The organism is Micromonospora sp. CP22 (assembly GCF_009712475.1).
In the GTDB taxonomy this organism is placed as follows: domain Bacteria; phylum Actinomycetota; class Actinomycetes; order Mycobacteriales; family Micromonosporaceae; genus Micromonospora.
Genome location: NZ_VCJO01000015.1, coordinates 81,248 through 105,083, shown reverse-complemented (window position 1 = coordinate 105,083; position 23,836 = coordinate 81,248). Strand labels below are relative to the sequence as shown.

The window sequence follows — 23,836 nt, the reverse complement described above, 5'->3', positions numbered from 1 at the left end:
TGCAGGTGTCGGCCTACCCGGACCACTACGCCCAGTGGGAACAGCAGGCCGCCGACCTGGTCGCCGAGCACTGGAACAGCTGACCTCTACCCCGTGGTGAGAACTCAACACCCGAACTGGCCGGAGCCCGCACCCTGGGGTCCGGCCAGTTCGGCGTCTGACGGCCGGTGCATGCCGTGCGGGCCCGATCCGCCGTGCGCCCCGGTTGCGGGTCCCGGCGAGGATGGGGCGATGTCTGCGTGGGACAAGTGGCGGGGCCGCCTGGGCACGGTCGTCGGTACAGCCGGACTCTCGGTGTTCATGCCGGTCACGGCCTGGGCATCGTCGGGCGGCGGCGAGATCGTGGTGCGGGCGGGACAGAACGCACGCCCCGCCAAGCCCGGGTTCAGTGGCGTCGACTGCTGCCTGATGGCGGTCTTCGGCATCGGCCTGCTGGTGGTGCTGCTCATCAAGCTCGCCCGCAACCGCCCCCCAGACTGACCCCACCCGCACCGCCCAGGCTGGCCGATGCCCTCCGGGCGAGCGGCTGGCCAAGGTCGCCCCCAGCCGAACCACCGATCAAGCCACCTCAGCCCGAGGCGACCAACTCCACCTCGTACCCCTGACCGTCCGTCAGGTACCCGGCGTACGTGTCGGGCCCGCCCGCGTACGGGTGCCGGTCGGCGAAGAGCAGCTCCCACCCGTACGCCGGTGCCTGCTCGACCAGCCGGTCCACGACGGTGGTCGAGCCCGCGTGGAAGGCCAGGTGGTTGAGGCCCGGGGCGAGCCGGTCGTGACGGCGGCCGGAGAGGGCGGGTGACTCCTCCAGCACGAGATAGGTCGAGCCGAGCCGCCAGGAGTGGCCGTTCGGCCACTGCTGGAACGACGTCCAGCCCAACTCGCCGAGCAGCCAGCCCCAGCTACGCATTGCCGAGTTCAGGTCGGGTATCCAGACCTCCACGTGGTGCAGCGCACCGAACGTCACCGGCCTCCGCCCGGCACCCATAGCACGTCTCCGTCCGGATTTGCCGTTCTTGACAGGATAAAGAGCAGATCCGACAGGCGGTTGAGATACTTTGCCGGGAGGTGGCTGGTCCGGTCGGGGTCGTGTGCGACGAGGGCCCACGCCGACCGCTCGGCGCGCCGGGCGATCGTCCGCGCCGCGTGCAGCAGCGCCGCGCCCGCGGTGCCGCCGGGGAGGATGAAGGAGTCGAGCTTGCTCAGGCGCGCGTTGTACTCGTCGCACCAGCCCTCAAGGCGCTCGACGTACTCCTCCGTGACCCGCAGCGGCGGGTACTTGGGCTCCGGTTCGACGGGGGTGGAGAGGTCGGCCCCCACGTCGAACAGGTCGTTCTGGATCAACCCCAGCACCCGGCGCAACTCGTCGTCGAGCTGGCCCAGCGCGAGTGCCACGCCGAGCGCGGCGTTGCACTCGTCGACGTCGGCGTACGCGGCGATACGCGGATCGTTCTTCGGCACCTGCTCGTTGTTGCTCAGCCTGGTCATGCCGGCGTCGCCGGCCTTGGTGTAGATGCGCGTGAGGTGGACGGCCATGACGCACAGCCTACGGATACCGGACCTGACGATCCCGGCGCGGCCGGACGCCGGCACGGGTTGGCCTGCGGGTGTCGGCCCGGGAGACGCCGGTGACGCCGCGATCACCGACGTCGACGTCATCCGGGTGCACGGTGGTGCCCGGCTGGCCGGGACGGTGCACGTGGTGGGGGCGAAGAACTCGGCGTTGAAGTTGATGGCCGCCGCGTTGCTCGCCCCGGGCCGGAGTGTGATCACCAACGTGCCACGGATCACCGATATCGCCATCATGGGTGAGGTGCTGCGCCGCCTCGGGTGCGACGTACGGTTCGACGCCGACGACCCGGTGGACCCGATGGTCACGGCCGGCGGGGTGGCCCGCTCCCGCTCGGTCACCATCGACGTGCCGGAGCAGCCGGGCGTCGAGGCCGACTACGACCTGGTCCGCCGACTGCGGGCGTCGATCTGCGTGCTCGGTCCGCTGCTGGCCCGGCGCGGGTACGTGCGGGTGGCCCACCCCGGTGGTGACGCGATCGGCTCGCGGGGCCTGGACATGCACATCTCCGGGCTGACCCGGATGGGCGCGGAGATCTCCGGCGAGCACGGCTTCGTGATCGCGTCGACGCCCGACCGGCTGCGCGGCGCGGAGATCGTGTTGGACTTCCCGAGCGTCGGGGCGACCGAGAACCTCATCATGGCGGCGGTGCTGGCCGAGGGCACCACCGTGATCGACAACGCGGCCCGCGAGCCCGAGATCGTGGACATCTGCACGATGCTCCAGCGGATGGGCGCCTTGATCGACGGCGAGGGCACCTCGACCATCACCATCGTCGGCGTACCCCGGCTGAACCCGGTCCGGCACGCCACGGTGGGGGACCGGATCGTCGCGGGGACCTGGGCGTTCGGTGCGGCGATGACCCGGGGCGACGTCACGGTGACCGGTGTCGACCCCGCGTTCCTGGAGGTCGCGCTCGACAAGCTGGTGATGGCCGGCGGCATGGTGGAGACCCGGGCGGACTCCTTCCGGGTACGCATGCAGGAGCGGCCCCGGGCGGTGGACGTGGTGACTCTGCCGTATCCGGGCTTCGCTACCGACCTGTTGCCGATGGCTATCGGCCTCGCCGCGCTCAGCGAGGGCGCCTCGCTGATCACCGAGAACATCTTCGACGGCCGGTTCATGTTCGCCAACGAGATGATGCGCCTCGGCGCGGACATCAAGACCGACGGGCATCACGCGGTGGTACGCGGCCGGGAGCGGCTCTCCGGCGCTCCGGTACGCGCGACCGACATCCGGGCCGGTGCCGGGCTCATCATCGCCGGGCTCTGCGCCGACGGGGTGACCGAGGTGTCCCACGTGCACCACGTCGACCGGGGATATCCCGACTTCGTGGCCGACCTGCGGGCGCTCGGCATCGAGGTGGAGCGGGCCACCGCACCGGAGGAACCCGAACTGACCATCTGAGCTGCCTTAGCTATCGTTCAGGCTCGCCGACTAGGGTGCAGACAGACACTCATTCGTAGCGAGGGAGAAGCAGCATGGCGGGTCGACTCGCGGTCATCGGTGCCGGGTTGATGGGTTCGGGCATCGCCCAGATGGCGGCCCAGGCGGGCTGGCACGTGGTACTGCGGGACCTGGACGACGCGGCGACGAAGCGCGGTCTGGACGGCATTCGACGGTCGCTGGCGAAGTTCGCCGAGAAGGGCAAGCTCTCCGACGACGACGTCGAGGCGACGCTGGGGCGGATCACCCCCACCACCGAGCTGGAGGCAGCCGCCGACGCGGACATCGTCGTCGAGGCGGTCTTCGAGAAGTTGGAGATCAAGCACGAGGTGTTCCGCGCGCTGGACAAGATCTGTCAGGCGGACGCGGTGCTGGCCACCAACACCTCGGCGATCCCGGTGACCCAGATCGCGGCCGTCACCGAGCGTCCGGAGGCGGTCGTCGGCACCCACTTCTTCTCGCCGGTGCCGATGATGAAGCTCTGCGAGCTGGTTCGCGGCTACAAGACCAGCGATGCCACCCTGGAGCGGGCGAAGTCCTTCGCCGAGGGGATCGGCAAGACCGTCGTGGTGGTGAACCGCGACATCGCCGGTTTCGTCACCACCCGGCTGATCTGTGCCCTGGCCATGGAGGCGGTCAAGCTGGTCGAGGCGGGTGTCATCTCCGCCGAGGACCTGGACACCGCCTGCAAGCTCGGCTTCGGGCACGCGATGGGTCCGCTGGCCACCGTCGACCTGACCGGTGTCGACGTGCTGCTCAACGCGACCCGCAACATCTACACCGACACCGCCGACGAGAAGTTCTTCCCGCCGGAGCTGTTGCAGCGTATGGCCACCGCCGGTGACCTGGGCCGCAAGACCGGCCAGGGTTTCTACTCGTACTGACCCGCTGCGGGGAGGGCCCGGCCGGGCCCTCCCCGGCTCAGCCGTCGCGGCGGGTGGTCCAGCGGAAGGTGGTCAGGCAGAGCACCAGACCGATCACGCACCAGACGCCCAGCACCAGGGCGACGCGGGTCAGCTCGAACGAGCCGCCGGGTTCGTCCGCGCCGAAGGTCTCCGGCAGGAACACCGACCGCAGCCCCTGGCACATCCACTTGAGCGGGAACAACGCCGCGACCTGCTGCATCCAGGACGGCAGGTTGGTGAAGACGAAGAAGACCCCGGAGATGAACTGGAGCACCAGCGCGACCGGGGTGACCACCGCCGAGCCGCTGCGGGCGGTCCGGGCCAGCGACGAGATGGCGATGCCGCAGAGCGTGCAGGCGGTCACGCCCAACCCGCTGACCCAGCCGAAGGTCAACCAGGCCGTGGTGGTGCTCGGCAGGTCCAGGTCGAACAGCGTCACCGACACCGCGAGCAGCAGCGCGGTCATCACCACGCTGATCACCAGTACCATGATCACTTTTCCGGCGAACCAGACCCACTTGGGCATCGGCGTGCCGCGATAGCGCTTGAGCACCCCCCGGTCCCGCTCGATCGGGATCCAGATGCCGAGGTTCTGGAAGCTGACGGTCATCAGGCCGGTCGCGATCATGCCGGTGATGAAGTACTGCGTGTAACTCACCCCGGGCGCGATCTCCTCGTTGAAGATCGACGCGAAGATCAGCACCATGATGAGGGGGAAGCCCAGCGTGAACACGACGGACTCGCGGCTGCGTAGGAACTGCCGGATCTCCAGCCGTCCCTGACGCAGGGCGAGGCCGGCTGCGCCGCGGCGCCGGGCAGGTGAGGCCGTGGTGACCGGCTGCGCCGGTTTCGCCGTGGTGGTCATCGGTGTCCGATCATCGTCAGGTAGATCTCCTCAAGGGTGGGCCGGGTGACGGTCAGGCCGGGCACCTCACCGCCGAAGCGCGCGGCGAGTTCCGCCACCAGCGCCGTCGGCGTCGCGCTCTGCGCGCTCTCCAGGGTGCCCTCCGGCGTACGCCAGGAGACCGTGGCCAGCGCCTCCTGCCGGTTGCCGAGGCGGTTCGGCGCGGCCACCTCGACCAGCCGGCCGGCGGCGATCACCCCCACCCGGTCGGCAAGCGCCTCCGCCTCGTCCAGGTAGTGGGTGGTCAGCACGATGGTGGTGCCGGCCGCCGCGAGGTCGCGGATCAGCTCCCAGAACTCCCGCCGGGCCTCCGGGTCGAAGCCGGTGGTCGGCTCGTCGAGGAAGAGCAACTCCGGGCGGCCGACGATGCCGAGCGCCACGTCGAGCCGACGCTTCTGACCGCCGGAGAGGGTGTGCGTACGGGCGCGGGCCTTGGCGGAGAGTCCGACCCGCTCGATCACCTTGTCGGGGTCGTCGGCGTCGGCGTAGAAGCCGGCGAAATGGTGTACCACCTCGGCGACGCAGAGTTCGTCGAACTCCCCGGTGCCCTGGAACACGATGCCGACCCGTTCGCGCCAGTCGCGGGGCGGGTCGGCCGGGTCGACGCCCAGGACGCGCACCTCGCCGGCGTCGCGTTGGCGGTAGCCCTCCAGGATCTCGACGGTGGTCGTCTTGCCGGCGCCGTTCGGCCCGAGCAGGGCGAACACCTCGCCCCGGTGGACGTCCAGGTCGAGCCCGGCGACCGCGAGACTCTCGCCGTACGTCTTGCGCAGCCCTCGGACGCGGATCGCGGCGTCGTCACTCATGCCGTCAAGTGTGCGGCCCACCCGCATCCGGCGTCGGCACCGGGGGGTGGTGGTACCCGCCACCGAAGGCGGGTTGTACCAGGGCGTCCGCCCTACCGCGCTGTGTGGTTTGGCACAGCCCGATGTACTGGACGGTAACTTAAACTCCGGCCATGGACGAGAAGTCACTCCCGGGCCGGCTGCCGGAGCGCGACCGCCCCTGGGTGATGCGCACCTACGCGGGGCACTCCTCGGCCGCCGAGACCAACGCGCTCTTCCGCCGCAACCTGGCCAAGGGGCAGACGGGACTCTCGGTCGCCTTCGACCTGCCCACCCAGACCGGGTACGACCCCGACCACGACCTCGCCGCCGGTGAGGTCGGCCGGGTCGGTGTCCCGGTGTCGCACCTGGGTGACATGCGCAGGCTCTTCGACGGCATCCCGCTGGCCGACATGAACACCTCGATGACCATCAACGCCCCGGCGATGTGGCTACTCGGTCTCTACGGCACGGTCGCCGCCGAACAGGGTGCCGAACTCGCCCGCTGCGCCGGCACCACACAGAACGACATCATCAAGGAGTACCTCTCCCGGGGCACGCACATCTTCCCGCCGGCTGCCTCGCTGCGGCTGACCGCCGACGTGATCGCGTACACGCTGCGCGAGATGCCACGGTGGAACCCGGTCAACATCTGCTCGTACCACCTCCAGGAGGCCGGGGCCACCCCGGTGCAGGAGGTGGCCTTCGCGCTGGCCACGGCGGTGGCGGTGCTCGACGCGGTACGCGACGGCGGTCAGGTCCCGGCGCAGCGCATGGGCGACGTCGTGCAGCGGATCTCGTTCTTCGTCAACGCCGGGGTGCGCTTCGTCGAGGAGATCGCCAAGATGCGCGCGTTCGGCGCGCTGTGGGACGAGATCACCCGCGAGCGGTACGGCGTCGAGGATCCGCGACAGCGTCGCTTCCGGTACGGCGTGCAGGTCAACTCCCTCGGCCTGACCGAGGCCCAACCCGAGAACAACGTGCAGCGCATCGTGCTGGAGATGCTGGGCGTCACCCTCTCCCGCACGGCGCGGGCGCGGGCGGTGCAACTGCCGGCCTGGAACGAGGCGCTCGGCCTGCCCCGCCCGTGGGACCAGCAGTGGTCGCTGCGCATGCAGCAGGTGCTCGCGTACGAGTCGGACCTGCTGGAGTATCCGGACCTGTTCGACGGCTCGCACGTGATGACCGCGCTGGTCGACGAGATCGTCACGGGTGCCCGCGCCGAGTTGGCGACGGTGCTGGAGATGGGCGGTGCGGTCGCCGCGGTGGAGAGCGGCTACCTCAAGAGCGCCCTGGTGGCCTCGCTGGCCGACCGGCGGCGACGGATCGAGGCCGGCAGTGACGTCGTGGTCGGCGTCAACCGGTTCACCGAGACCGAACCGTCCCCGCTGACCGCCGCCGGTGCCGAGGCGGTCGTGCAGGTCGATCCCGCCGTGGAGGTCGCCGCCTCGGCGGCCGTACGCGCCTGGCGGGCCGACCGCGACGCGGCGGCCGTGGACGCGGCACTGGCCCGGCTGCGCGCGGACGCCGCGACCACGACGAACCTGATGACCGCCACCCTGGAGTGCGTCCGCGCCGGGGTGACCACCGGCGAGTGGGCGGCGGTCCTGCGCGAGGTCTTCGGCGAGTACCGGGCGCCGACCGGGCTGACCGGCGCCTCCGGCAGCGGCGGCGACGAGGGGCTGGCCGAGGTGCGCGCCCGGGTCGCCGCCACCGCCCGGGAACTGGGCAGTGGACGTCTGCGACTGCTGGTCGGCAAGCCGGGCCTGGACGGGCACTCCAACGGTGCCGAGCAGATCGCGGTACGCGCCCGGGACGCCGGCTTCGAAGTGATCTACCAGGGCATCCGGCTCACCGCAGGGCAGATCGTGGCCGCTGCGGTGGAGGAGGACGTGGACCTGGTCGGGCTCTCCGTGCTCTCCGGCTCGCATCTGGCGGCGGTGCCGGCGGTGCTCGACGGGCTGCGGGCGGCGGGTCGCCCGGAGTTGCCCGTGGTGGTCGGCGGGATCATCCCCGCCGGGGACGCCGAGCAGCTGCGTGCGGCCGGAGTTGCGCGGGTGTTCACCCCGAAGGACTTCGCCCTGACCGGCATCATCGACGAACTCGTCACCGTCATCCGACAAACCAACGACCTGTGCCGGTAAGGAAGGGCACCCTGTTAACGCCTCGTGTATAGCAAGGGCCCCCTGCTAACACCGTGCTGCTGACACCTGCTGCTTACCGAGCCTGACGTCAACGGTGGCTGTAGGTCATGCAGTCGGCCAGGTCGGCGTCCGGGCCGACCCGGATCGCCGGCGCGTGGCACTCCAACTGCTCGTTGTGCCGGCAGTCGGCGCGCTGGCAGGCCCCGACCTGGGCGGTCTGCCCGTCCAGGCCGGCCCGCACGGCGGGCATCTCGATGAAGGTGTGGCAGTGGGCGTGGTCCTGGCTGCCGATCGTGATGGCGAAGGCGTGGCAGTCGCCGGTGTGGTTGTACGCACAGGCGGCGACCACACACTCCTGCACACGGGGCATCTCCATTGCCGCGGTCATGACCCGACCCCTTCCAGTTGGTTGCCCCAATTGTAGGTTTTGGGGCTGGTTGGGGTGGCGATTCGGTCGAGCCGACGACCGAGGTCAGACGCGGAAGCCCGCCTCGCGTGCCGCCTTCCGTTCCCGGCGCCGTTCCGCCCGACGACGCAGCAACCAGGGGAGGAAGAGCACCAGCCCCACCAGGAAGGCGAGCACCAGCACCGGCAGCACGATCGCGACGAGCGACATGACCACGCTGGTGGCGTCCTCGGCGGTGCTCGCCACCGGCGCGCCGAAGCCGGCCGTGGCCGCGTTGATCACCGGCCGGGCGGTCGCCTTCAACAGGTGTACGCCGAGCGCGATGAGCACCCCGACCAGCACCGGCAACCACTGACCGCCACTGGCGAAGAAGCTGTCCGGGTCACTCACGGTCACCGTCTCCGACGCGGAGCCGGCCCCGAACGCCAACCCGCCGGCCGTCGGCCGGACCACCGTCTGCACCACGTCGTTGATGTGGTCCACCACGGGAACCTTGTCCGCCACCACCTCGACGACCAGCAGCACCGCGAGGATGCCCAACACCCACTCGTTGCCGAGCCACTGCCACCCGCCAGGCAGGTCGATGACACTGGTGAACCGGGCCAGTAGACCCATCACCAGCAACGGAACGTAGGCGTTCAGCCCCGCTGAGGCGGCGAGGCCGGTACCGGTGAGTACTTCGAGCACCATCACAGCATGGCACCGCCGCGCCAGCGCTGCTCGGTGGCGATCTCCGGTGACTCCGCTACCCTGCTCGGGTGCGGTTGGTGATTGCGAAGTGCTCGGTGGATTATGTCGGACGGCTCTCGGCCCACCTGCCGCCGGCGACCCGGCTGTTGATGGTGAAGGCGGACGGATCGGTGTCCATCCACGCCGACGACCGGGCGTACAAGCCGTTGAACTGGATGAGCCCGCCGTGCCGGCTGGAGGAGGCTCCCGGCGTCTGGCGGGTGGTCAACAAGGCCGGTGAGGAGTTGCGGATCACCCTGGAGGAGATCTTCCAGGACACCTCGTACGAGCTGGGTGTCGATCCAGGGCTGCGCAAGGACGGCGTGGAGGCGCACCTTCAGGAACTGCTGGCGGCCAGCCCCGAGGCGCTGGGTGACGGGTACACCCTCATCCGCCGCGAGTACATGACCGCCATCGGGCCGGTCGACCTGCTCTGTCGGGACGCCGACCAGGGCACGGTCGCGGTCGAGGTGAAGCGTCGCGGCGAGATCGACGGCGTGGAACAGCTCACCCGCTACCTGGAGTTGCTCAACCGGGATCCGCTGCTCGCCCCGGTCGCCGGGGTCTTCGCCGCGCAGGAGATCAAGCCGCAGGCGCGGGTGCTCGCCACCGACCGGGGGATCCGTTGCGTGGTGGTCGACTACGACCGGCTGCGCGGCATCGAACGCGACGAACTGACCCTCTTCTAGCTAGACGCCGTCGGTCGTCGGTTGGCTCGGCGCGGCCCGGTGACCGTCTTGCCGGCCGCCCGCGTCACCTGCCGTAGAGCAGCTTGACCGCCTTCACCAGCCGGGCGACGTCGTTCGGGGTGCGGTCGAACGTGGTCGAGGGCAGCAGGGAACGCCCCCGGCGGCGGGTGACGGACTTGGCGCGGGCGAACTCACGCAGCCCGTCCTCGCCGTGGATCCGGCCGAAGCCGGACTCGCCGACGCCGCCGAAGGGCAGGGTGGACATGCCGGCGAAGGTGAGCGTCGAGTTGACCGAGGCCATGCCGGAGCGCAGCCGCCGGGCGATCGCCACCGCGCGCTGGTGTCCGAAGACCGAACCACCCAGCCCGTACGACAGGGCGTTGGCCCTGGTCAGTGCCTCGTCGATGGTACGCACCCGGTTGATGGTCAGAGTGGGACCGAAGGTCTCCTCGCGTACGGCGGCGGCGTCCTCCGGTACCTCGACCAGCACGGTCGGGTGCGCGTACGGCGGTCGGACCGCGTCCGACCCGCCGAGCACCGCACGGCCGCCACGGGCCAACGCGTCCTCGATGTGCCGCCGGATGACGTCCAGTTGACTCGGCATGGTGATCGGACCGATGTCGGCGTCGGGGCCGACGGTGAGGCGTCCGGCGCGTTCGACGACCTTGTCGACGAACGCGTCGAAGACCGGCTCGACCACGTAGGCGCGTTCGATGCCGATGCAGGTCTGTCCGGCGTTGGTCATCGCTCCCCAGACGCACGCCTCGGCGGCGGCGTCCAGGTCGGCGTCCACGTCCACGATCATGGCGTCTTTACCGCCGGCTTCCAGCAGCACCGGGGTCAGCGACTCGGCGCAGGCCGCCATCACCTTCTTCGCGGTGGCCGTCGACCCGGTGAAGGCGACCTTGTCGACACCGGCCCGGCACAGGGCCGCGCCGACGTCGCCGAGGCCGTGCACCGCGGTGAGCACCGGGTGTTCGGGCACCACCTCGGCGAAGCTGTCGACGAGCCACTGACCGACGACCGGGGTGTACTCGCTCGGCTTGAAGACCACCGCGTTGCCGGCCGCCAGCGCGTAGGCGATGGAGCCGACGGGGGTGAAGACCGGATAGTTCCATGGACCGATCACGCCGATGACGCCGTGCGGCTGGTACTCCAGATGGGCCGAGAACTCGGCCAGGACGAGCCGCGAGCGGACCCGACGCGGGCCCAGCACCCGCCGGGCGTTGCGGGCCGCCCAGTCGACGTGCTCAACCGCGGTCACGATCTCGACGAGCGCGTCGGCGACCGGCTTGCCGCCCTCGGCGTGTATCAGGTCGGCCAACTGCTCCATCCGCTGCGCGAGGAGCCGTCGCCAGCGCAGCAGACGCTCCCGCCGCCCGGTGAAGCCGAGACCCGCCCACCACTGACCGGCTGTGCGGGCCCGCTCGACAGCACGTTCGACGTCGACCGGGGTGGTGACCGGCACGCGCCCAGTCTCGTCGCCCGAGGCCGGGCTGGTGGAGATGAGGTGATCGCCCTGGATCGCCGGGGTGCCGGGGGGTCGCACAGCCGTCATGGCGGAAGTCTAGACCTGAGGATTACTCGCTGGTAGGGGTCGGGGAAAGGGGGGTTCCTGCTGCCCGTCAGGGTGGCTGAATCGGACGAACCTCCTGATCGGGTCGGTAGTTCCGGCACCGACCGTCGTGGAAGATGTGAACGCAAAGCACCCGGACGGTTACCGGTAGACATCCGGCTGGATGGTGGAGGTGAACACCTGGTGGTGACAGGCTGACCCCGGGGGATCGTCGCACGGGTGGAGGGGCTGACTGTCCATGGAGGAACATCCGCAACTGATGCCGCTGTTGACCGTGGCCGCCGGGCCGATGCGAGGGCGACGATTCCGGCTGCCACGCCGACCGCAGGTGATCGGCCGCGATCCGGCGGTCGACATCGTCGTGCACGATCCGCACCTGAGCCGTCGACACGTCGAGATCTGGCGGACCGGCGAGGGGTCCTCCCTGGTGGATCTCGGATCCACGAACGGCACCTGGGTGAACGGCCTCCGGGTCACCGAGGTGGTTCGCCTCAGCGACGGCGACGTGATCCGGATCGGCGGCACCGAGTTGCGGTTCTTCGACCCGAGCGTGGCACGGACGGACCCGGTGGGGCTCAGCTTCGAGCTGCCCCGTCAGGAGCGACGCCCGAGCCGACCGCTGCCCGCCACGGTCGCGACGCCCGTGGTGCCGGGGCCGTCCGGCGCGGCGGTGGTCGGCGTACCCCGCTGACGACCGTCCGCCCACCGGTCCGGCCCCTGGCCGCCGCCCACCGGAGGCGTCCTTGCCGGGTGGTTGCCGGCCACATGGACCGACGGTGCCGGTCGTGGCACCATGCCGCAAATGAGGACACAGCGGCAGGCGGTCACCGCGAACGGCATCAGCCAGTCCGTCCTGGTGGCCGGACCCGTGGACGCAGCGCCGGTGCTCCTCGTGCACGGCAACTGCTCCTCGGCCGCCTTCTGGGAGCCGCTTGTGCGCCGTCTGCCGGAGACGTTGCGGGTGGTGGCGCCGGATCTGCGCGGCTACGGCGACACCCAGACCGCCCCGGTCGACGCCGGTCGTGGCCTGACCGACTTCGCCGACGACGTGGCCGCGTTGCTCGACGAGCCGTCGCTGTTCGCCGAGGGTGTCCGGCCCGTGGTCGTCGGTCACTCGCTCGGCGGGGGAGTGGCGATGCGCCTGCTGGCGGACCACCCTGACCGGGTCGCCGGGCTGCTGCTGGCGGCACCCGTGTCCCCGTACGGCTTCGGGGCCACCCGCGACCTGGTCGGCACCCCGACCACGCCCGACCTGGCCGGTGCCGGTGCGGGCACGGCGAGCGGTGACTTCGTCGCGCGGCTGGTCGCCGCTGATCGCGGCACCGAGGCGCGGACCAGTCCGCGCAGTGTGCTGCGGGCCGCGTACGTGGCGGACCCCTCCTGCCTCGGCGACGACGAGGAACTGCTGCTCGACAGCGTGCTCTCCACCGCGACCGGCCCGGACAACTACCCCGGCGACGCGGTGGGCTCGCCGAACTGGCCGGGTAGTGCGCCGGGCGCTCGGGGAGTGCTCAACGCGCTCGCGCGTTTCCGGGTCGCGGAGGAGATGGTGGCGGTCACACCCAAGCCTCCGGTCACCTGGATCCGCGGCGACGCCGACGTGATCGTCTCGGACACCTCGCTGTTCGACCTGGCCCAGCTCGGGGCGCTGGGGGCGGTGCCCGGCTGGCCGGGGCGACAGGAATGTCCGCCGCAGCCAATGATCGGGCAGACCCGAGCGGTGCTCGACCGGTACGCCGAGGCCGGCGGCACCTACCGGGAGGTGGTGCTGCCGGGCTGCGGACACAGCCCACACCTGGAACGCCCGACGGAGTTCGTCGCCGAACTGCTCGCCCTCGCCGGGGTCGATCCGGCCTGACCATTCCGGCCAGGGTCGGCCGGCGGGGTGGCGGAACCCGGGCACCGGTGACATGTGCCACCGCGCCTCGACAACTGTGCGTGACGTGGCAGACTCGCGCGCATAACCTTAGCGGCCGTTCACGTCCGGCCGTGTCGTCGCGGACAGGGGAGGGCGGGTCGTGGCGCGCGAGTTCACCAGCGTCGGTGTGGTGGGTCTGGGCACCATGGGTGCCGGCATCGTGGAGGTCTTCGCCCGTAACGGCATCGACGTGGTGGCCGTGGAGATCTCCGACGCCGCGCTCGACCGTGGGCGGACGATCCTGACCGGTTCGACGGACCGGGCGGTGGCCAGGGGGAAGCTCGCCGAGGCCGACCGGGACGCCCTGCTGGCCCGGATCAGCTTCGCCGTCGGGTTGGACGCGCTGCACTCGGTGGACCTGGTGATCGAGGCGGTACCCGAACACCTGCAGCTGAAGCAGCGGATCTTCGCCGAGCTGGATCGGGTCTGCAAGCCCGACGCCATCCTCGCCACCAACACCTCGTCGCTGAGCGTGACCGAGATCTCGGTGGCCACCACCCGCCCCAACCAGGTCGTCGGCATCCACTTCTTCAATCCGGCACCGGTGATGAAGCTGGTCGAGGTGGTACGCACAGTGGTCACCTCGGCCGACGTGGTGGCCGACGTGGAGGCGCTCTGCGAGCGACTCGGCAAGGTCGACGTCACCATCAGCGACCGGGCCGGCTTCATCGCCAACGCGCTGCTCTTCGGCTACCTCAACCACGCCGTCGACCTGTTCGAGTCCCGCTACGCCACCCGCGAGGACATCGACGCCGCCATGAAGCTCGGCTGCGGACTGCCCATGGGGCCGCTCGCGCTGATGGACCTGATCGGTTTGGACACCGCGTACGAGATCCTGGACACCATGTACCGGCGGGGTGGCCGGGACCGCCGGCACGCCCCAGCGCCGTTGATCAAGCAGATGGTGACCGCTGGGCTGCTCGGCCGGAAGTCCGGCCGGGGCTTCTACACCTACGAGCGGCCCGGCTCGCCGAAGGTCGTACCGGACGAGCAGACGCCGACCACGACGGACCCGACGCCGACCGACTCAGCCGCGACCAAGGCGACCAAGGTCGGCATCGTGGGGTCCGGGACGATGGCCACCGGGATCATCGAGGTCTTCGCCACCGCCGGTTACGAGGTCGTCTCGGTGACCCGGGGCGCGGAGCAGTCGGCGAAGGTGTTCGAGGCGGTGCAGACCTCCCTCAACAAGGGCGTCGTCCGGGGCCGGCTCGCCGAGGCGGACCGGGACGCCGCGCTCGGCCGGATCAACTGGTCGGCGACGCTGGAGCACCTGGCCGACGTGGATCTGGTGGTCGAGGCGGTGGTCGAGGAACTCAGCGTCAAGAAGGCGCTCTTCGCCAGCCTGGACGAGATCTGCAAGCCGGGCGTGCTGCTGGCGACGACCACCTCCTCGCTGTCGGTGATCGAGATGGCGATGGCCACCCAGCGCCCGGCCGACGTGGTGGGCCTGCACTTCTTCAACCCCGCCCCGGTGATGCCGCTGGTGGAGATCGTCCGGACGATCCGTACCTCCGCCGAGACCGTCGCCACCGCTCAGGCCGTCACCGCCGCGTTGGGCAAGACCGGCGTGGTCTGCGGTGACCGGGCCGGTTTCATCGTCAACGCCCTGCTCTTCCCCTACCTCAACGACGCGGTGCGGATGCTGGAGGCCAACTACTCCACTGCCGACGACATCGACCACGCGATGAAGCTGGGCTGCGGCTACCCGATGGGGCCGTTCGAGTTGCTCGACGTGGTGGGTCTGGACGTGGCGCTGGCCATCCAGCGGGAGCTCTACCTGGAGCTGCGGGAACCCGGTTTCGCCCCGGCGCCGCTGCTGGAGCACCTGGTCACCGCCGGCTATCTGGGTCGCAAGACCGGCCGGGGGTTCCGCGACCACACCCGCCGCTGAGCGGTTCGCGGCGCACCGCCCGTACGCTTGATGACGTGAGTCCCCGTCGCAACCGTCCCCGCCGTGACGACACGGTGCGGCTCGACGTCGAGCGCGCCCGGCACGGCGTCGCCGCGGTCCAACAGTGGCGGGACGGCGAGTGGCAGGTACGCGGGATCAGCGGCGGCGCGTCCACCAAGACGTACCGCTGTCCCGGGTGCGATCAGGAGATCCGCCCGGGTGTGGCGCACGTCGTCGCCTGGCCGGCGGACGACCGGGGTGACCTCACCGACCGGCGGCACTGGCATACCGGCTGCTGGCGGGCCCGGGACCGGCGGGCCCCGGTGATCCAGCGCGGTCGGCGCAACGGGAGACTGGAGGCATGAGTTCACCGATCCGTGCCTCCTCGATCCTGCCGGGGCGTCGGGAGGACATCGAGCTGCACACCGCGGACGACCTGCGGTTGGTCGGCGAGCTGGCCCGCCCGGTCGACCGGGAACCGGCCGCGACCCTGGTCTGCCTGCACCCGCTGCCCACCCACGGCGGGATGATGGACAGCCATGTGTTCCGTAAGGCGGCCTGGCGACTGCCCGCGCTGGCCGACCTGGCCGTGCTCAGGTTCAACACCCGGGGCACCAGCAGCGTGCGCGGCACCAGCGAGGGCAGCTTCGACTCCGCCGTCGGTGAGCGCTTCGACGTCGCCGCCGCCATCGAGTACGCCGAGTTCCACGAGCTGCCGAACATCTGGCTGCTGGGCTGGTCGTTCGGCACCGACCTGGTGCTGCGCTACGGCTGCGATCCGGCGGTGACCGGGGCGATCCTGCTCTCGCCACCGCTGCGTTTCGCCGGCCGGGCGGACCTGGACACCTGGGCCGAGTCGGGCAAGCCGCTGACCGCGTTGGTGCCGGAGTTCGACGACTATCTGCGCCCGGAGCAGGCTCGGGAACAGTTCGCGGCGGTGCCGCAGGCCGAGGTGGTCGGCGTACCCGGGGCCAAGCACCTCTGGGTCGGCGACGCCGAGACCGTGCTGGACGAGGTGGTCCGGCGGGTCAACCCGGCGGTGTCGGTGCCACTGCCGACCAGCTGGGACGGCCCGATGGAGACCGGCGACGCCAGCGCGTACGCGGACCGGACGGTTGCCGCCTTCGCCGACACGCCGGTGTCGGGTCCACCGCAGCGCCGGTCCGAGTGACATCCGCCGGTGCGGGGTCGGCCGGTCAGCGGGCATCCTGGCGGGGGATCACCACCTCCCGGAGGATGAGCTGGACGGCGGCCACCGTCGGGATGGCGATCAGCGCGCCGATCACCCCCACCAGCGACACTCCGAGCAGCGCGGCCACCAACGCGGCGACCTCGTTGACCTGCACCGAACGCCGCATGATCTTCGGGTAGATGAGGTAGTTCTCGATCTGCTGGTAGATCACGAAGAAGACCACGCAGGCGATGCCGACCGAAGGCTCGGTGGCGAAGCCGACCAGGCTGACGATCACGGCACCGAGGGTGGCACCGATCTGCGGGATCAGGTCGGTCACCGCGACGACCACCGCCAGCGCGAACGGGTACGGCAGACCGACGACCAACGCGAACACGAAGGTGCTCGCGCCGGCCAACACCGCGATGACCAGCGCGCCGACCATGTACGCCCCGACCTTGGTCAGGATCTCGTCACCGATCAGTTGCACCCGCTGGCGACGGGAGCGCGGCACCAACGCGTAGGCGAGGTCGCGCAACCGGTCGAAGTAGACCAGGAAGTAGATGGTCAGCACCAGCACGGTCAGCACCCGGAAGACGGTGCCGAAGACCAGTTGGGCACCACCGAGCACCCCGCCCAACGCCCGGCCGACCACGTCCGCGCTGGCCGCCTCCTGAGCACGGCGCATCAGGTCGAACCGCTCGACCAGGTCGTTGACCGTCTCGTTGCGGCGCAGCGACTCCAGGTAGCTCGGCAACTGCTCGATGAACTGGCCGGACTGGGTCACGATCGGCGGCACCAGCGCCAGCACCCCGGCGGCGAGCAACGCCACCACGACCAGGACGACCGTCGCCACGGCCAGTCCGCGTGGAAAGCCCCAGGACCGTAGCCGGAGCACCGCCGGGTGCAGGCCCACCGCGAGGAAGAGGGCGATCACCACCAGGACCAGGATTCCCGCCGCGTTGCGCACCCCCAGATAGACCGCGTACGCGAGCAGTACGCCGAGCGCGCCGGTGAACCCGACCAGGAAACTGTTACGCCTCAGGGGACGCCCGGGAGTGCCGAAGCGCCCTCCGTCCGGGTGCGCCGCCGCGCCGACCGCCGAGGTCTGCGTACCGTCGCCGGTGGGTGTCGCCCGCGAGCCCGGCGGCGTGTTCTCCGTGCTCTCGCCGGACTGCGAGGCTGGCGGCGGTGTTGCGGGCCGCTGGCGCGGGCGTGGTCCGCCCCCTTGCTGCTCCCGCTCGGTGGGTCCCGGCTCGGCCTCGTCGGGCTCGTGCTGTGCCATCCGGTCTCTCCGTCGAGTGGTCCGGCAGTGCCGTCGGGCCATACTGCCCGGTTCGAGGTCCGTTCGGCACCCGCAATACCACCGTCCCAGCTCTCGCCCGAGCCGGTCGGCCGTACGAACCCTCGTCGCCGACCGTACGGCGATTCGTCCCCGGTCGCACGCTTGCCCTGCATGATCGCCCAGAGCCCGGGGTGGGACCGCTGCGCTCGGAGTGTGGTCGACCGGGCCGGACGCTGGACCGCCGGCCCTGGGGCGCCGAGGCCGAGGCCGCTGGGCCGCGCCCCCCCCGGGGGGTAGATGGTCAGTCGGAGGTGACCTTGCTGGGCTTGGCGCTGCGCTCGTCGGTGGTCGGCTTGGTGGGGCGCTTGCCGTTCTCGCCGGTGCTGGTGATCTTCGTCGGGGTGGCACCCCGGCCACCTTCGCCGGGCACCGCCGCCACCGTGGGCTCGCCGTCCAGTCCCTCGCTCGCGGTGCCGCCGTCGACGCTGGTCGGCTCGGTCGGCGGTCGGGTCGGCGAGGCGTCCTCGACCGTGGTGACCGGTTCCGCCACCGGCTTCGTCGCCGGACCGGTGTCGTCCGTGCTCGTACGGTCACCGGCCGGGGCGGAGTCGCTGGTCGGGCCCGCGCCGGTGGCCGTGTTGGTGGCGGGCACGCCGTCGCCGGAGGGCTGGGCACCGTTGGTCGAAGGGCTGGTGAGGAGTGCGCCGTTGGGCGACACGCTGGCGGGCGCGGACGCGGCCGAACCGTCGGGCGTCGACGCGGCCTGGAGCCGCAGACCGAGCAGCTTGCGCTCCAACTCGTCGGACTCCTGCCGGGACTTCCACGTCTCCTGGCGCAGGTCGGCGAGCTGCTGCTGGGCCTTGGCGATCTCCAGCATGACCTGGGCGAGTTGCTGCCGGCTGGCGGCGGCCTCCTGCTGCGTGGCGGCGAGGTGCTGCTGGGTGGTGGCCAGGTGCTGCTGGGTGGTGGCCGCGTACTCCTCGAACTGGCGACGGGACGAGGCGACGTACTCGTCGGCCTCCCGTCGTACGGCGGTGACGTGCTCGTCCGCCTCGCGCCGGGTGGTCTCGGCGTACTGGTCGGCGTCGCGGTGGGTGGTGGCCGCGTACTCGTCGGCTTCGCGCCGGACGGTCGTGACGTACTCGTCGGCCTCGCGTCGCTTCGCCGCCGACTCGGCCTCGGCCTGGCGCAGCAGCTCGCCGGCCTGCTCCTCGGCCTGCGCGCGGACCGTGGCGGCCTCCTGCTCGGCGGCCTGGCGGATCTGGTCGGCGCCCTGCTCGATCTCGTTCTTCCGCGCGGTGTACTCCGCCTCCAGCTGTGCCCGACGGGTCTCGAAGTCGGACTCCAGCTCGGCGGTACGGGCGCGCATCCGCTCGTCCAGCTCGGCGCTGCGGGTCTTGTACTGCTTCTCCAGCTGATCACGGCGGGCGGTGAACTCGCGTTCGGCGGTCGCCTTGCGCTCGGTCAGCTCCCGGTCGGCCGCCTCGCGTCGGCTGTTGACCTCCTGCTCCACCCCGGCCCGCCAGGCACCCAGCTCCTGCTGTGCCTGCGTTCGGGCATGCTGCACGTACGCCTCGGTCTCGCTGCGCATGCGCTGGGCGTACGCCTCGGTCTCGGCACGGGTGCGCTTCGCCGACTCGGCCGCCTGGGTGGTCAACCGCTCGGCCTCCTGGCGGGCCTTGTCGCGGGTGGCCCGGCCGGCCTCGGTGGCGTCGTCGATGATCTGCTTGGCCTCATGCTGGGCCTTGGCATGGGTGGCCCGCCCCGCCTCGGTGGCCTGGTCGACCAGCCGTCGCGCCTCCTGCTGGGCCTTCGCGTGCACCTCCTTCGCGGCGTCGCGAAGCTGGGTCGCCTCCTGCTGGGCGGTGGCCAGGGCCTCCCGGGCCGCCTCGCGCAGCTTGGTCGCCTCCTGCTGGGCCCGAGTGTGGATCTCCCTGGCGGCGTCCCGTAGCTGGGTGGCCTCCTGCTGGGCGGTGGCCAGGGCCTCCTGAGCGGACTTGCGCAGCCGGGCGGCCTCCTCCTTCGCAGCGGTCAAGGCGGCTTCCGACTCCGCCCGGCGAGCCTCGGCCTGCCGTTCCTCCTCCGCCCGCCGGGCGGCCAGTGCGATCTCGAAGTCCTTGAGCGCGGTCGCGGCCTCGGCGCGCGCCTCCTCGATGATGTGCTCGGCGGCGGCCCGCCGGGCCTCGATCTCCTCGTGGGCGGCGGAGAGGATGTCCTCGGCCTGCTCCTCAGCCAGCGTGAGGATCTGCTCCACCCGTGGCCCGAGGTGTCGGAAGGCGGCCCGGTCGACGACCCCGACCTGCTTGCGCACCTGGGCGAGGTCGCGTTGCAGCACCTCGACCTGACCGGCCAGCTTGTGGATCTGGGTGTACGCCTGTTCCCGTTCGGCCGCGAGCGCGGCGATCTCGTGCTCCGCACGAGCGACGTAGCGGTCGACCTGCCGTTTCTCGTATCCCCGCAGAGCGGACTCGAAGCTGGGCTCCGTGGTCACGTCCCCGCCGAGCGCGAACAGTTCCTCGCCGTGCGACATGCTCCCATCCTCACACGCATCGGGCCCTCCTGGGGCGATACGGACGCCCCTGTTGGGAGCTACTTCACGACCTGGAGAGGGGTACTGCGGACGCAGGGCGGCGCGGGGTGTCACCGGTCACCCGATGTCACCCCGCGCCGTGGATCATGCCCCGGTACGGGAGGCGGCTCAGCTGGCCGACTCGGCGGCGGCGGGCTTCTCGGAGCCCTCCGCCTTGGCGTCCTCCGCCTTCGTGGCCTCGACCTTGGCGACCACCGCGTCGGCCACACCCGGCACCAGACCGGCGAGACCGGCCAGGCTGGAGCGGATCTGGACGAGCTGGGCGGTGACCGCGTCCTTCTGCCGGGTGAGGTCCTCGACCTCGCGGCTGGCCGCCTGGGTGGTCAGCTCGGCCTCGGTGCGGGCCTCGTTGAGCAGGCGCTGCGACTCGGCACGGGCCTCGTTGAGCGTCCGCTCGGCGAGCGCCTTGGCCTTCTCCACCGTCTCGGTGGCGCTGCGCTCCGACTCGACCCGGCGGGCCTCGGCCCGCTGCTCGATCTCCTTGGCCCGGTCCTGCGCGGCCCGAGCCCGCTGCTCGGCCTCGTTGACCAGCTTCTGGGTCTGTGCGACCTGGGCGGCGTGCCGCTCCGACTCCTCGCGCTCGGCCTTCTCCCGCCGCTCCGCGAGCTGCAACTCCAGGGCCTGGAGGTCCTTGTCGCGCTTGTCGCGGGCGTCGGTGAGCAGCTTCGTCGCCTCCGCGCGCTTATCCTCGGCCTCGCGGGCGGCCTTGGCCCGCTGCTGGGTGATCTCACGCTCGGCGGTGGCCCGCAGGGTGGCCACCTCGCGCTCCACGGTGGACTTCAGTTCGGCGACCTCGTGGGCGGTCACCGTACGCAGCTGCTTGGTCTCCCGCTCCGCGTCGGCGCGCAGGGTGTCGGCCTCCCGCCGGGCCTGGACGCGGACCTCTGCGGCCTCGCGCTCGGCGGCGGTGCGGACGTTGCCCGCCTCCCGCTCGGCGGTCGCCTTCATGGCCGCCGCCTCGGCGCGTGCCTTGTCGGTGATCTCCCGTGCTTCGAGACGGGCGGCGGAGAGGATCCCCTCCGACTCGCGCTTGGCCTCGTTACGGTGGTCGTTGGCCTGCTCCTCGGCGAGCCGGAGGATCTGCTCGACCCGGGTGCCGAGGCCGGACAGCGTGGGCCGGCTGTTCTCCTCCAGCTGCTTGCTGGTGTCGGCGAGCTTCTGCTCCAGGGCCGTGAGCCGCTGCTCGGACTGCCGGAGCCGGCGCTGCGCGTCGTTGAGCGCCTGCTCGGCGTCGGCGCGGTCCTTGTTGGCCTGGCTCAGCGCGGCGTTCAGCCGGCCGATGAAGTCGTCGACCTGACCGGTGTTGTATCCGCGCAGGCCAACCGTGAAATCTGGCTGCGAGTTCGCGTTATCGAAGAACGCGAGAGGGGAGGACTGCTGCTGGGGCATTGGGACATACTGGCAGACCCCCCGGGGTGCTTCGCAAGAGCGTGGCGTCCGCATTACATGGTCAACACCACCGGGTGGCCGACCGCGCGATCTTGCCAGCTCCGGGGCGAGCCGGACGGGCGGAGCGGGTCCCGGAAAAAGGGCCGTGGGAGCTAGTCCCACGGCCCTTTGTTTCCGGCGTCGGCCGGTCGCACGAATGGGGGTCCGACCGGCTGTGTGGAAAGCCAATCGGCGATCACCGAATGGCCATCCGGGCCTCGGCCGTCAGGTCAGCGCCCGCGGAACCGGTTGATCGCCTCGGCGTGCCGGGCCCGCAGCTCGGGGTCACGTACGCCGAGTCCGTCCTCAGGGGCCAGGCAGCGGACGCCGACCTTGCCCTGGTGGGCGTTGCGGTGCACCTCGTACGCGGCCTGGCCGGTCTGTTCCAGGGCGTACGTCTTCGACACCGTGGGATGGACCCTGCCCAGCGACACCAGCCGGTTGGCCTCCCACGCCTCCCGGTAGTTGGCGAAGTGGCTGCCCACGATGCGCTTGAGGTGCATCCAGAGGTAGCGGTTGTCGTACTGGTGCAGGAAGCCGCTGGTGGAGGCGCAGGTGACGATGGTGCCGCCGCGCTTGGCGACGTAGACGCTGGCGCCGAAGGTCTCCCGGCCCGGATGCTCGAAGACGATGTCCGGGTCCTCACCGCCGGTGAGTTCCCGGATCCGTTCACCGAAGCGCCGCCACTCGTCCGGCTCCTGGGTCTGTTCGTCCGACCAGAACCGGAAGCCCTCGGCGGCGCGGTCGATGACCAGCTCGGCACCCATCCGACGGCACAGTTCCGCCTTCTCCGGCGAGGAGACGACGCAGACCGGGATGGCGCCACCGTTGAGGGCAAGCTGGGTGGCGTAGCTGCCCAGGCCGCCCGAGGCGCCCCAGATCAGCACCACGTCACCCTGCTTCATGTTCGCGCCGTGATGCGACACGAGCTGCCGGTACGCCGTCGAGTTGACCAGGCCCGGGCTGGCCGCCTCCTCCCAGCTCAGGTGCGCCGGCTTGGGCATCAGCTGGTTGGCCTTGACCACGGCAAGCTCGGCCAGGCCGCCGAAGTTGGTCTCGAACCCCCAGATTCGTTGCTGTGGGTCGAGCATCGTGTCGTCATGGCCGGCCGCGTCCTCCAACTCGACCGACAGGCAGTGGGCCACCACCTCGTCGCCCGGACGCCAGCGGCTCACCCCGGCACCGACCCGCAGCACCACCCCGGCCGCGTCCGAGCCGACCACGTGGTACGGCAGGTCGTGCCGCCGGGCCAACTCGGAGCTGCGGCCGTAGCGCTGGAGGAACTTGAAGGTGGGTAGCGGTTCGAAGATGCTGGTCCAGACGGTGTTGTAGTTGATGGCGCTGGCCATCACCGCGACCAGGGCCTCACCCGGGCCGAGTTCGGGGGTCGGCACCTCCTGTAGGTGCAGCGCCTTGCGGGGGTCCTTGTCCCGGGTCGCCAGGCCGTCGAACATCCGGGTCTCCTCGGCCCGGACGACCACGCCCCGATAGCTGGCCGGCACCGGTAGTCCCGCGACGCCGGCCAGCTCGCGCGCCGGGTCGGTCGACCCGTCCGCCGCCATGATGGCCTCAACGATGTCCTGCACGGTGACCTCCGGTTCTCGCCGCGACGGCGGCGGGCCTGGGGCTGCCATCGTCGACGCCGGTCGGTGGCGGTCACCATGTCGGCCGCCACCACATCCCGCGCCTTCGGGCTGCTGTGAGGCCGGAGGTTACTGAACGGTAGCTTGGGTGGATAGCCTGCTGTGAAAAAGTGCATCGGCCACTGCGCGGAGGTGCGCGCTCGCCCGAGCGAACATGCACCTCCGCGCCGTGCGCGGGTGGTCAGTGGGGTGCGTCGGCCGGTTGCACCAGCTCGACCAGCACGCCCCCGGCGTCCTTGGGGTGGACGAAGTTGATCCGGGAGCCGGCGGTGCCGCGTCTCGGGGTCTCGTAGAGCAGCCGCAAACCGCGCTCGCGCAGCGCCGCGCAGGCCGTGTCGATGTCCGCCACCGTGTACGCCACCTGCTGGACGCCCGGACCGTTGCGGTCCAGGAACTTCGCGATCGTGGACTCCGGGGACAACGGCGCGAGCAGTTGCACGCAGCCGTCCTCGGTGCGGGGCCCGACCGCCAGCATCGCCTCCCGGACGCCCTGCTCGGTGTTGGTCTCCGTGTGCACGCAGCGCATGCCGAAGGTGCGCTGATAGAAGGCGACGGCGGCGTCGAGGTCGGCCACCGCTATCCCGATATGGTCGATTCGGAGTAGTCCGATGTCTGTGACATAGTCGGCAGCGGGCTCGACGGGGGAGTTCTCAACCATGACGTTAGTCTGGCCGAACAGTCGTTAAGGCGTACAGGTCGGCACCCCCCCCTCGGAGG

22 protein-coding genes are annotated in these 23,836 nt (G+C 71.0%); 10 read left to right on the top strand and 12 right to left on the bottom strand.

Annotated elements, in window-relative coordinates; all coding sequences use genetic code 11:
• Nucleotides 1–231: 231 nt before the first annotated feature.
• Nucleotides 232–480, top strand: coding sequence for a hypothetical protein (locus FF096_RS21340; RefSeq protein ID WP_155221234.1), 249 nt, complete (start codon nucleotides 232–234; stop codon nucleotides 478–480).
• Nucleotides 481–568: 88 nt separating this feature from the next.
• Here FF096_RS21340 and FF096_RS21335 read toward each other — a convergent pair whose 3' ends face one another.
• Nucleotides 569–985 carry a VOC family protein gene (locus tag FF096_RS21335; protein ID WP_155221232.1) on the bottom strand — a complete coding sequence of 139 codons (417 nt, stop codon included), beginning with the start codon at nucleotides 983–985 and terminating at the stop codon, nucleotides 569–571.
• Nucleotides 961–1,533 carry a cob(I)yrinic acid a,c-diamide adenosyltransferase gene (locus tag FF096_RS21330; protein WP_155221230.1) on the bottom strand — a complete coding sequence of 191 codons (573 nt, stop codon included), beginning with the start codon at nucleotides 1,531–1,533 and terminating at the stop codon, nucleotides 961–963. Before FF096_RS21330 ends, FF096_RS21335 begins: the two co-directional genes overlap by 25 nt.
• Between FF096_RS21330 and murA the strand changes: the two genes are divergently transcribed.
• Both murA and FF096_RS21320 read left to right on the top strand, forming a co-directional pair.
• On the top strand, nucleotides 1,532–2,974 hold the full coding sequence (gene murA / locus FF096_RS21325) for a UDP-N-acetylglucosamine 1-carboxyvinyltransferase (RefSeq protein WP_155221228.1): 1,443 nt from the start codon (nucleotides 1,532–1,534) through the stop codon (nucleotides 2,972–2,974). The two genes, FF096_RS21330 and murA, sit on opposite strands and share 2 nt — an antisense overlap.
• A 74-nt stretch (nucleotides 2,975–3,048) precedes the next feature.
• The gene (locus FF096_RS21320; RefSeq protein ID WP_155221226.1) at nucleotides 3,049–3,897 is read left to right on the top strand and encodes a 3-hydroxyacyl-CoA dehydrogenase family protein; all 849 of its coding nucleotides are present in this window, start codon (nucleotides 3,049–3,051) and stop codon (nucleotides 3,895–3,897) included.
• A gap of 37 nt (nucleotides 3,898–3,934) precedes the next feature.
• Here FF096_RS21320 and FF096_RS21315 read toward each other — a convergent pair whose 3' ends face one another.
• The gene (locus FF096_RS21315; RefSeq protein WP_155221224.1) at nucleotides 3,935–4,783 is read right to left on the bottom strand and encodes an ABC transporter permease; all 849 of its coding nucleotides are present in this window, start codon (nucleotides 4,781–4,783) and stop codon (nucleotides 3,935–3,937) included.
• Nucleotides 4,780–5,628, bottom strand: coding sequence for an ABC transporter ATP-binding protein (locus tag FF096_RS21310; RefSeq protein ID WP_155221222.1), 849 nt, complete (start codon nucleotides 5,626–5,628; stop codon nucleotides 4,780–4,782). Before FF096_RS21310 ends, FF096_RS21315 begins: the two co-directional genes overlap by 4 nt.
• Nucleotides 5,629–5,780: 152 nt before the next feature.
• Between FF096_RS21310 and FF096_RS21305 the strand changes: the two genes are divergently transcribed.
• Entirely contained in the window at nucleotides 5,781–7,790 is a 2,010-nt protein-coding gene (locus FF096_RS21305; RefSeq protein ID WP_155221221.1) for a protein meaA, read from the top strand.
• Nucleotides 7,791–7,878: 88 nt separating this feature from the next.
• Here the strand turns inward: FF096_RS21305 and FF096_RS21300 are convergent, their stop codons facing one another.
• Nucleotides 7,879–8,178 carry a DUF1540 domain-containing protein gene (locus FF096_RS21300; RefSeq protein WP_155221219.1) on the bottom strand — a complete coding sequence of 100 codons (300 nt, stop codon included), beginning with the start codon at nucleotides 8,176–8,178 and terminating at the stop codon, nucleotides 7,879–7,881.
• 84 nt (nucleotides 8,179–8,262) lie between these two features.
• Nucleotides 8,263–8,883, bottom strand: a complete 621-nt coding sequence (locus FF096_RS21295; RefSeq protein ID WP_309223709.1) for a DUF4126 domain-containing protein — start codon at nucleotides 8,881–8,883, stop codon at nucleotides 8,263–8,265.
• A gap of 71 nt (nucleotides 8,884–8,954) precedes the next feature.
• Between FF096_RS21295 and nucS the strand changes: the two genes are divergently transcribed.
• Nucleotides 8,955–9,614, top strand: coding sequence for an endonuclease NucS (nucS, locus tag FF096_RS21290; RefSeq protein WP_309223706.1), 660 nt, complete (start codon nucleotides 8,955–8,957; stop codon nucleotides 9,612–9,614).
• 64 nt (nucleotides 9,615–9,678) lie between these two features.
• Here nucS and FF096_RS21285 read toward each other — a convergent pair whose 3' ends face one another.
• Nucleotides 9,679–11,172 (bottom strand): aldehyde dehydrogenase family protein, encoded by a 1,494-nt coding sequence (locus FF096_RS21285; RefSeq protein ID WP_155221215.1) that lies wholly within the window; start codon nucleotides 11,170–11,172, stop codon nucleotides 9,679–9,681.
• Nucleotides 11,173–11,428: 256 nt separating this feature from the next.
• Here FF096_RS21285 and FF096_RS21280 point away from each other — a divergent pair, with 256 nt between their 5' ends.
• From FF096_RS21280 to FF096_RS21260, 5 genes are all read left to right on the top strand, one after another.
• Nucleotides 11,429–11,881, top strand: a complete 453-nt coding sequence (locus FF096_RS21280) for an FHA domain-containing protein (RefSeq protein ID WP_155221213.1) — start codon at nucleotides 11,429–11,431, stop codon at nucleotides 11,879–11,881.
• 111 nt (nucleotides 11,882–11,992) lie between these two features.
• Nucleotides 11,993–13,048 carry an alpha/beta fold hydrolase gene (locus FF096_RS21275; protein WP_155221211.1) on the top strand — a complete coding sequence of 352 codons (1,056 nt, stop codon included), beginning with the start codon at nucleotides 11,993–11,995 and terminating at the stop codon, nucleotides 13,046–13,048.
• 160 nt (nucleotides 13,049–13,208) lie between these two features.
• Nucleotides 13,209–15,002: a 3-hydroxybutyryl-CoA dehydrogenase gene (locus FF096_RS21270; RefSeq protein WP_309223705.1), complete on the top strand. Its 1,794-nt coding sequence runs from the start codon at nucleotides 13,209–13,211 to the stop codon at nucleotides 15,000–15,002.
• Nucleotides 15,003–15,076: 74 nt separating this feature from the next.
• Nucleotides 15,077–15,367 carry a hypothetical protein gene (locus FF096_RS21265; RefSeq protein ID WP_309223708.1) on the top strand — a complete coding sequence of 97 codons (291 nt, stop codon included), beginning with the start codon at nucleotides 15,077–15,079 and terminating at the stop codon, nucleotides 15,365–15,367.
• Nucleotides 15,364–16,173, top strand: coding sequence for an alpha/beta hydrolase (locus FF096_RS21260; RefSeq protein ID WP_155221207.1), 810 nt, complete (start codon nucleotides 15,364–15,366; stop codon nucleotides 16,171–16,173). Before FF096_RS21265 ends, FF096_RS21260 begins: the two co-directional genes overlap by 4 nt.
• A 25-nt stretch (nucleotides 16,174–16,198) precedes the next feature.
• Here FF096_RS21260 and FF096_RS21255 read toward each other — a convergent pair whose 3' ends face one another.
• The 5 genes from FF096_RS21255 to mce all read right to left on the bottom strand — a co-directional run bounded on the left by FF096_RS21255 (nucleotide 16,199) and on the right by mce (nucleotide 23,777).
• Nucleotides 16,199–17,458: an AI-2E family transporter gene (locus tag FF096_RS21255; RefSeq protein ID WP_155221205.1), complete on the bottom strand. Its 1,260-nt coding sequence runs from the start codon at nucleotides 17,456–17,458 to the stop codon at nucleotides 16,199–16,201.
• A gap of 301 nt (nucleotides 17,459–17,759) precedes the next feature.
• The gene (locus FF096_RS21250) at nucleotides 17,760–19,988 is read right to left on the bottom strand and encodes a hypothetical protein (protein WP_155221203.1); all 2,229 of its coding nucleotides are present in this window, start codon (nucleotides 19,986–19,988) and stop codon (nucleotides 17,760–17,762) included.
• Between the two features lie 168 nt (nucleotides 19,989–20,156).
• Nucleotides 20,157–21,437, bottom strand: coding sequence for a DivIVA domain-containing protein (locus tag FF096_RS21245; RefSeq protein WP_155221200.1), 1,281 nt, complete (start codon nucleotides 21,435–21,437; stop codon nucleotides 20,157–20,159).
• Between the two features lie 269 nt (nucleotides 21,438–21,706).
• Nucleotides 21,707–23,062, bottom strand: a complete 1,356-nt coding sequence (ccrA, locus tag FF096_RS21240; protein WP_309223704.1) for a crotonyl-CoA carboxylase/reductase — start codon at nucleotides 23,060–23,062, stop codon at nucleotides 21,707–21,709.
• A gap of 238 nt (nucleotides 23,063–23,300) precedes the next feature.
• Nucleotides 23,301–23,777: a methylmalonyl-CoA epimerase gene (gene mce / locus FF096_RS21235; protein ID WP_155221196.1), complete on the bottom strand. Its 477-nt coding sequence runs from the start codon at nucleotides 23,775–23,777 to the stop codon at nucleotides 23,301–23,303.
• Nucleotides 23,778–23,836: the final 59 nt, after the last annotated feature.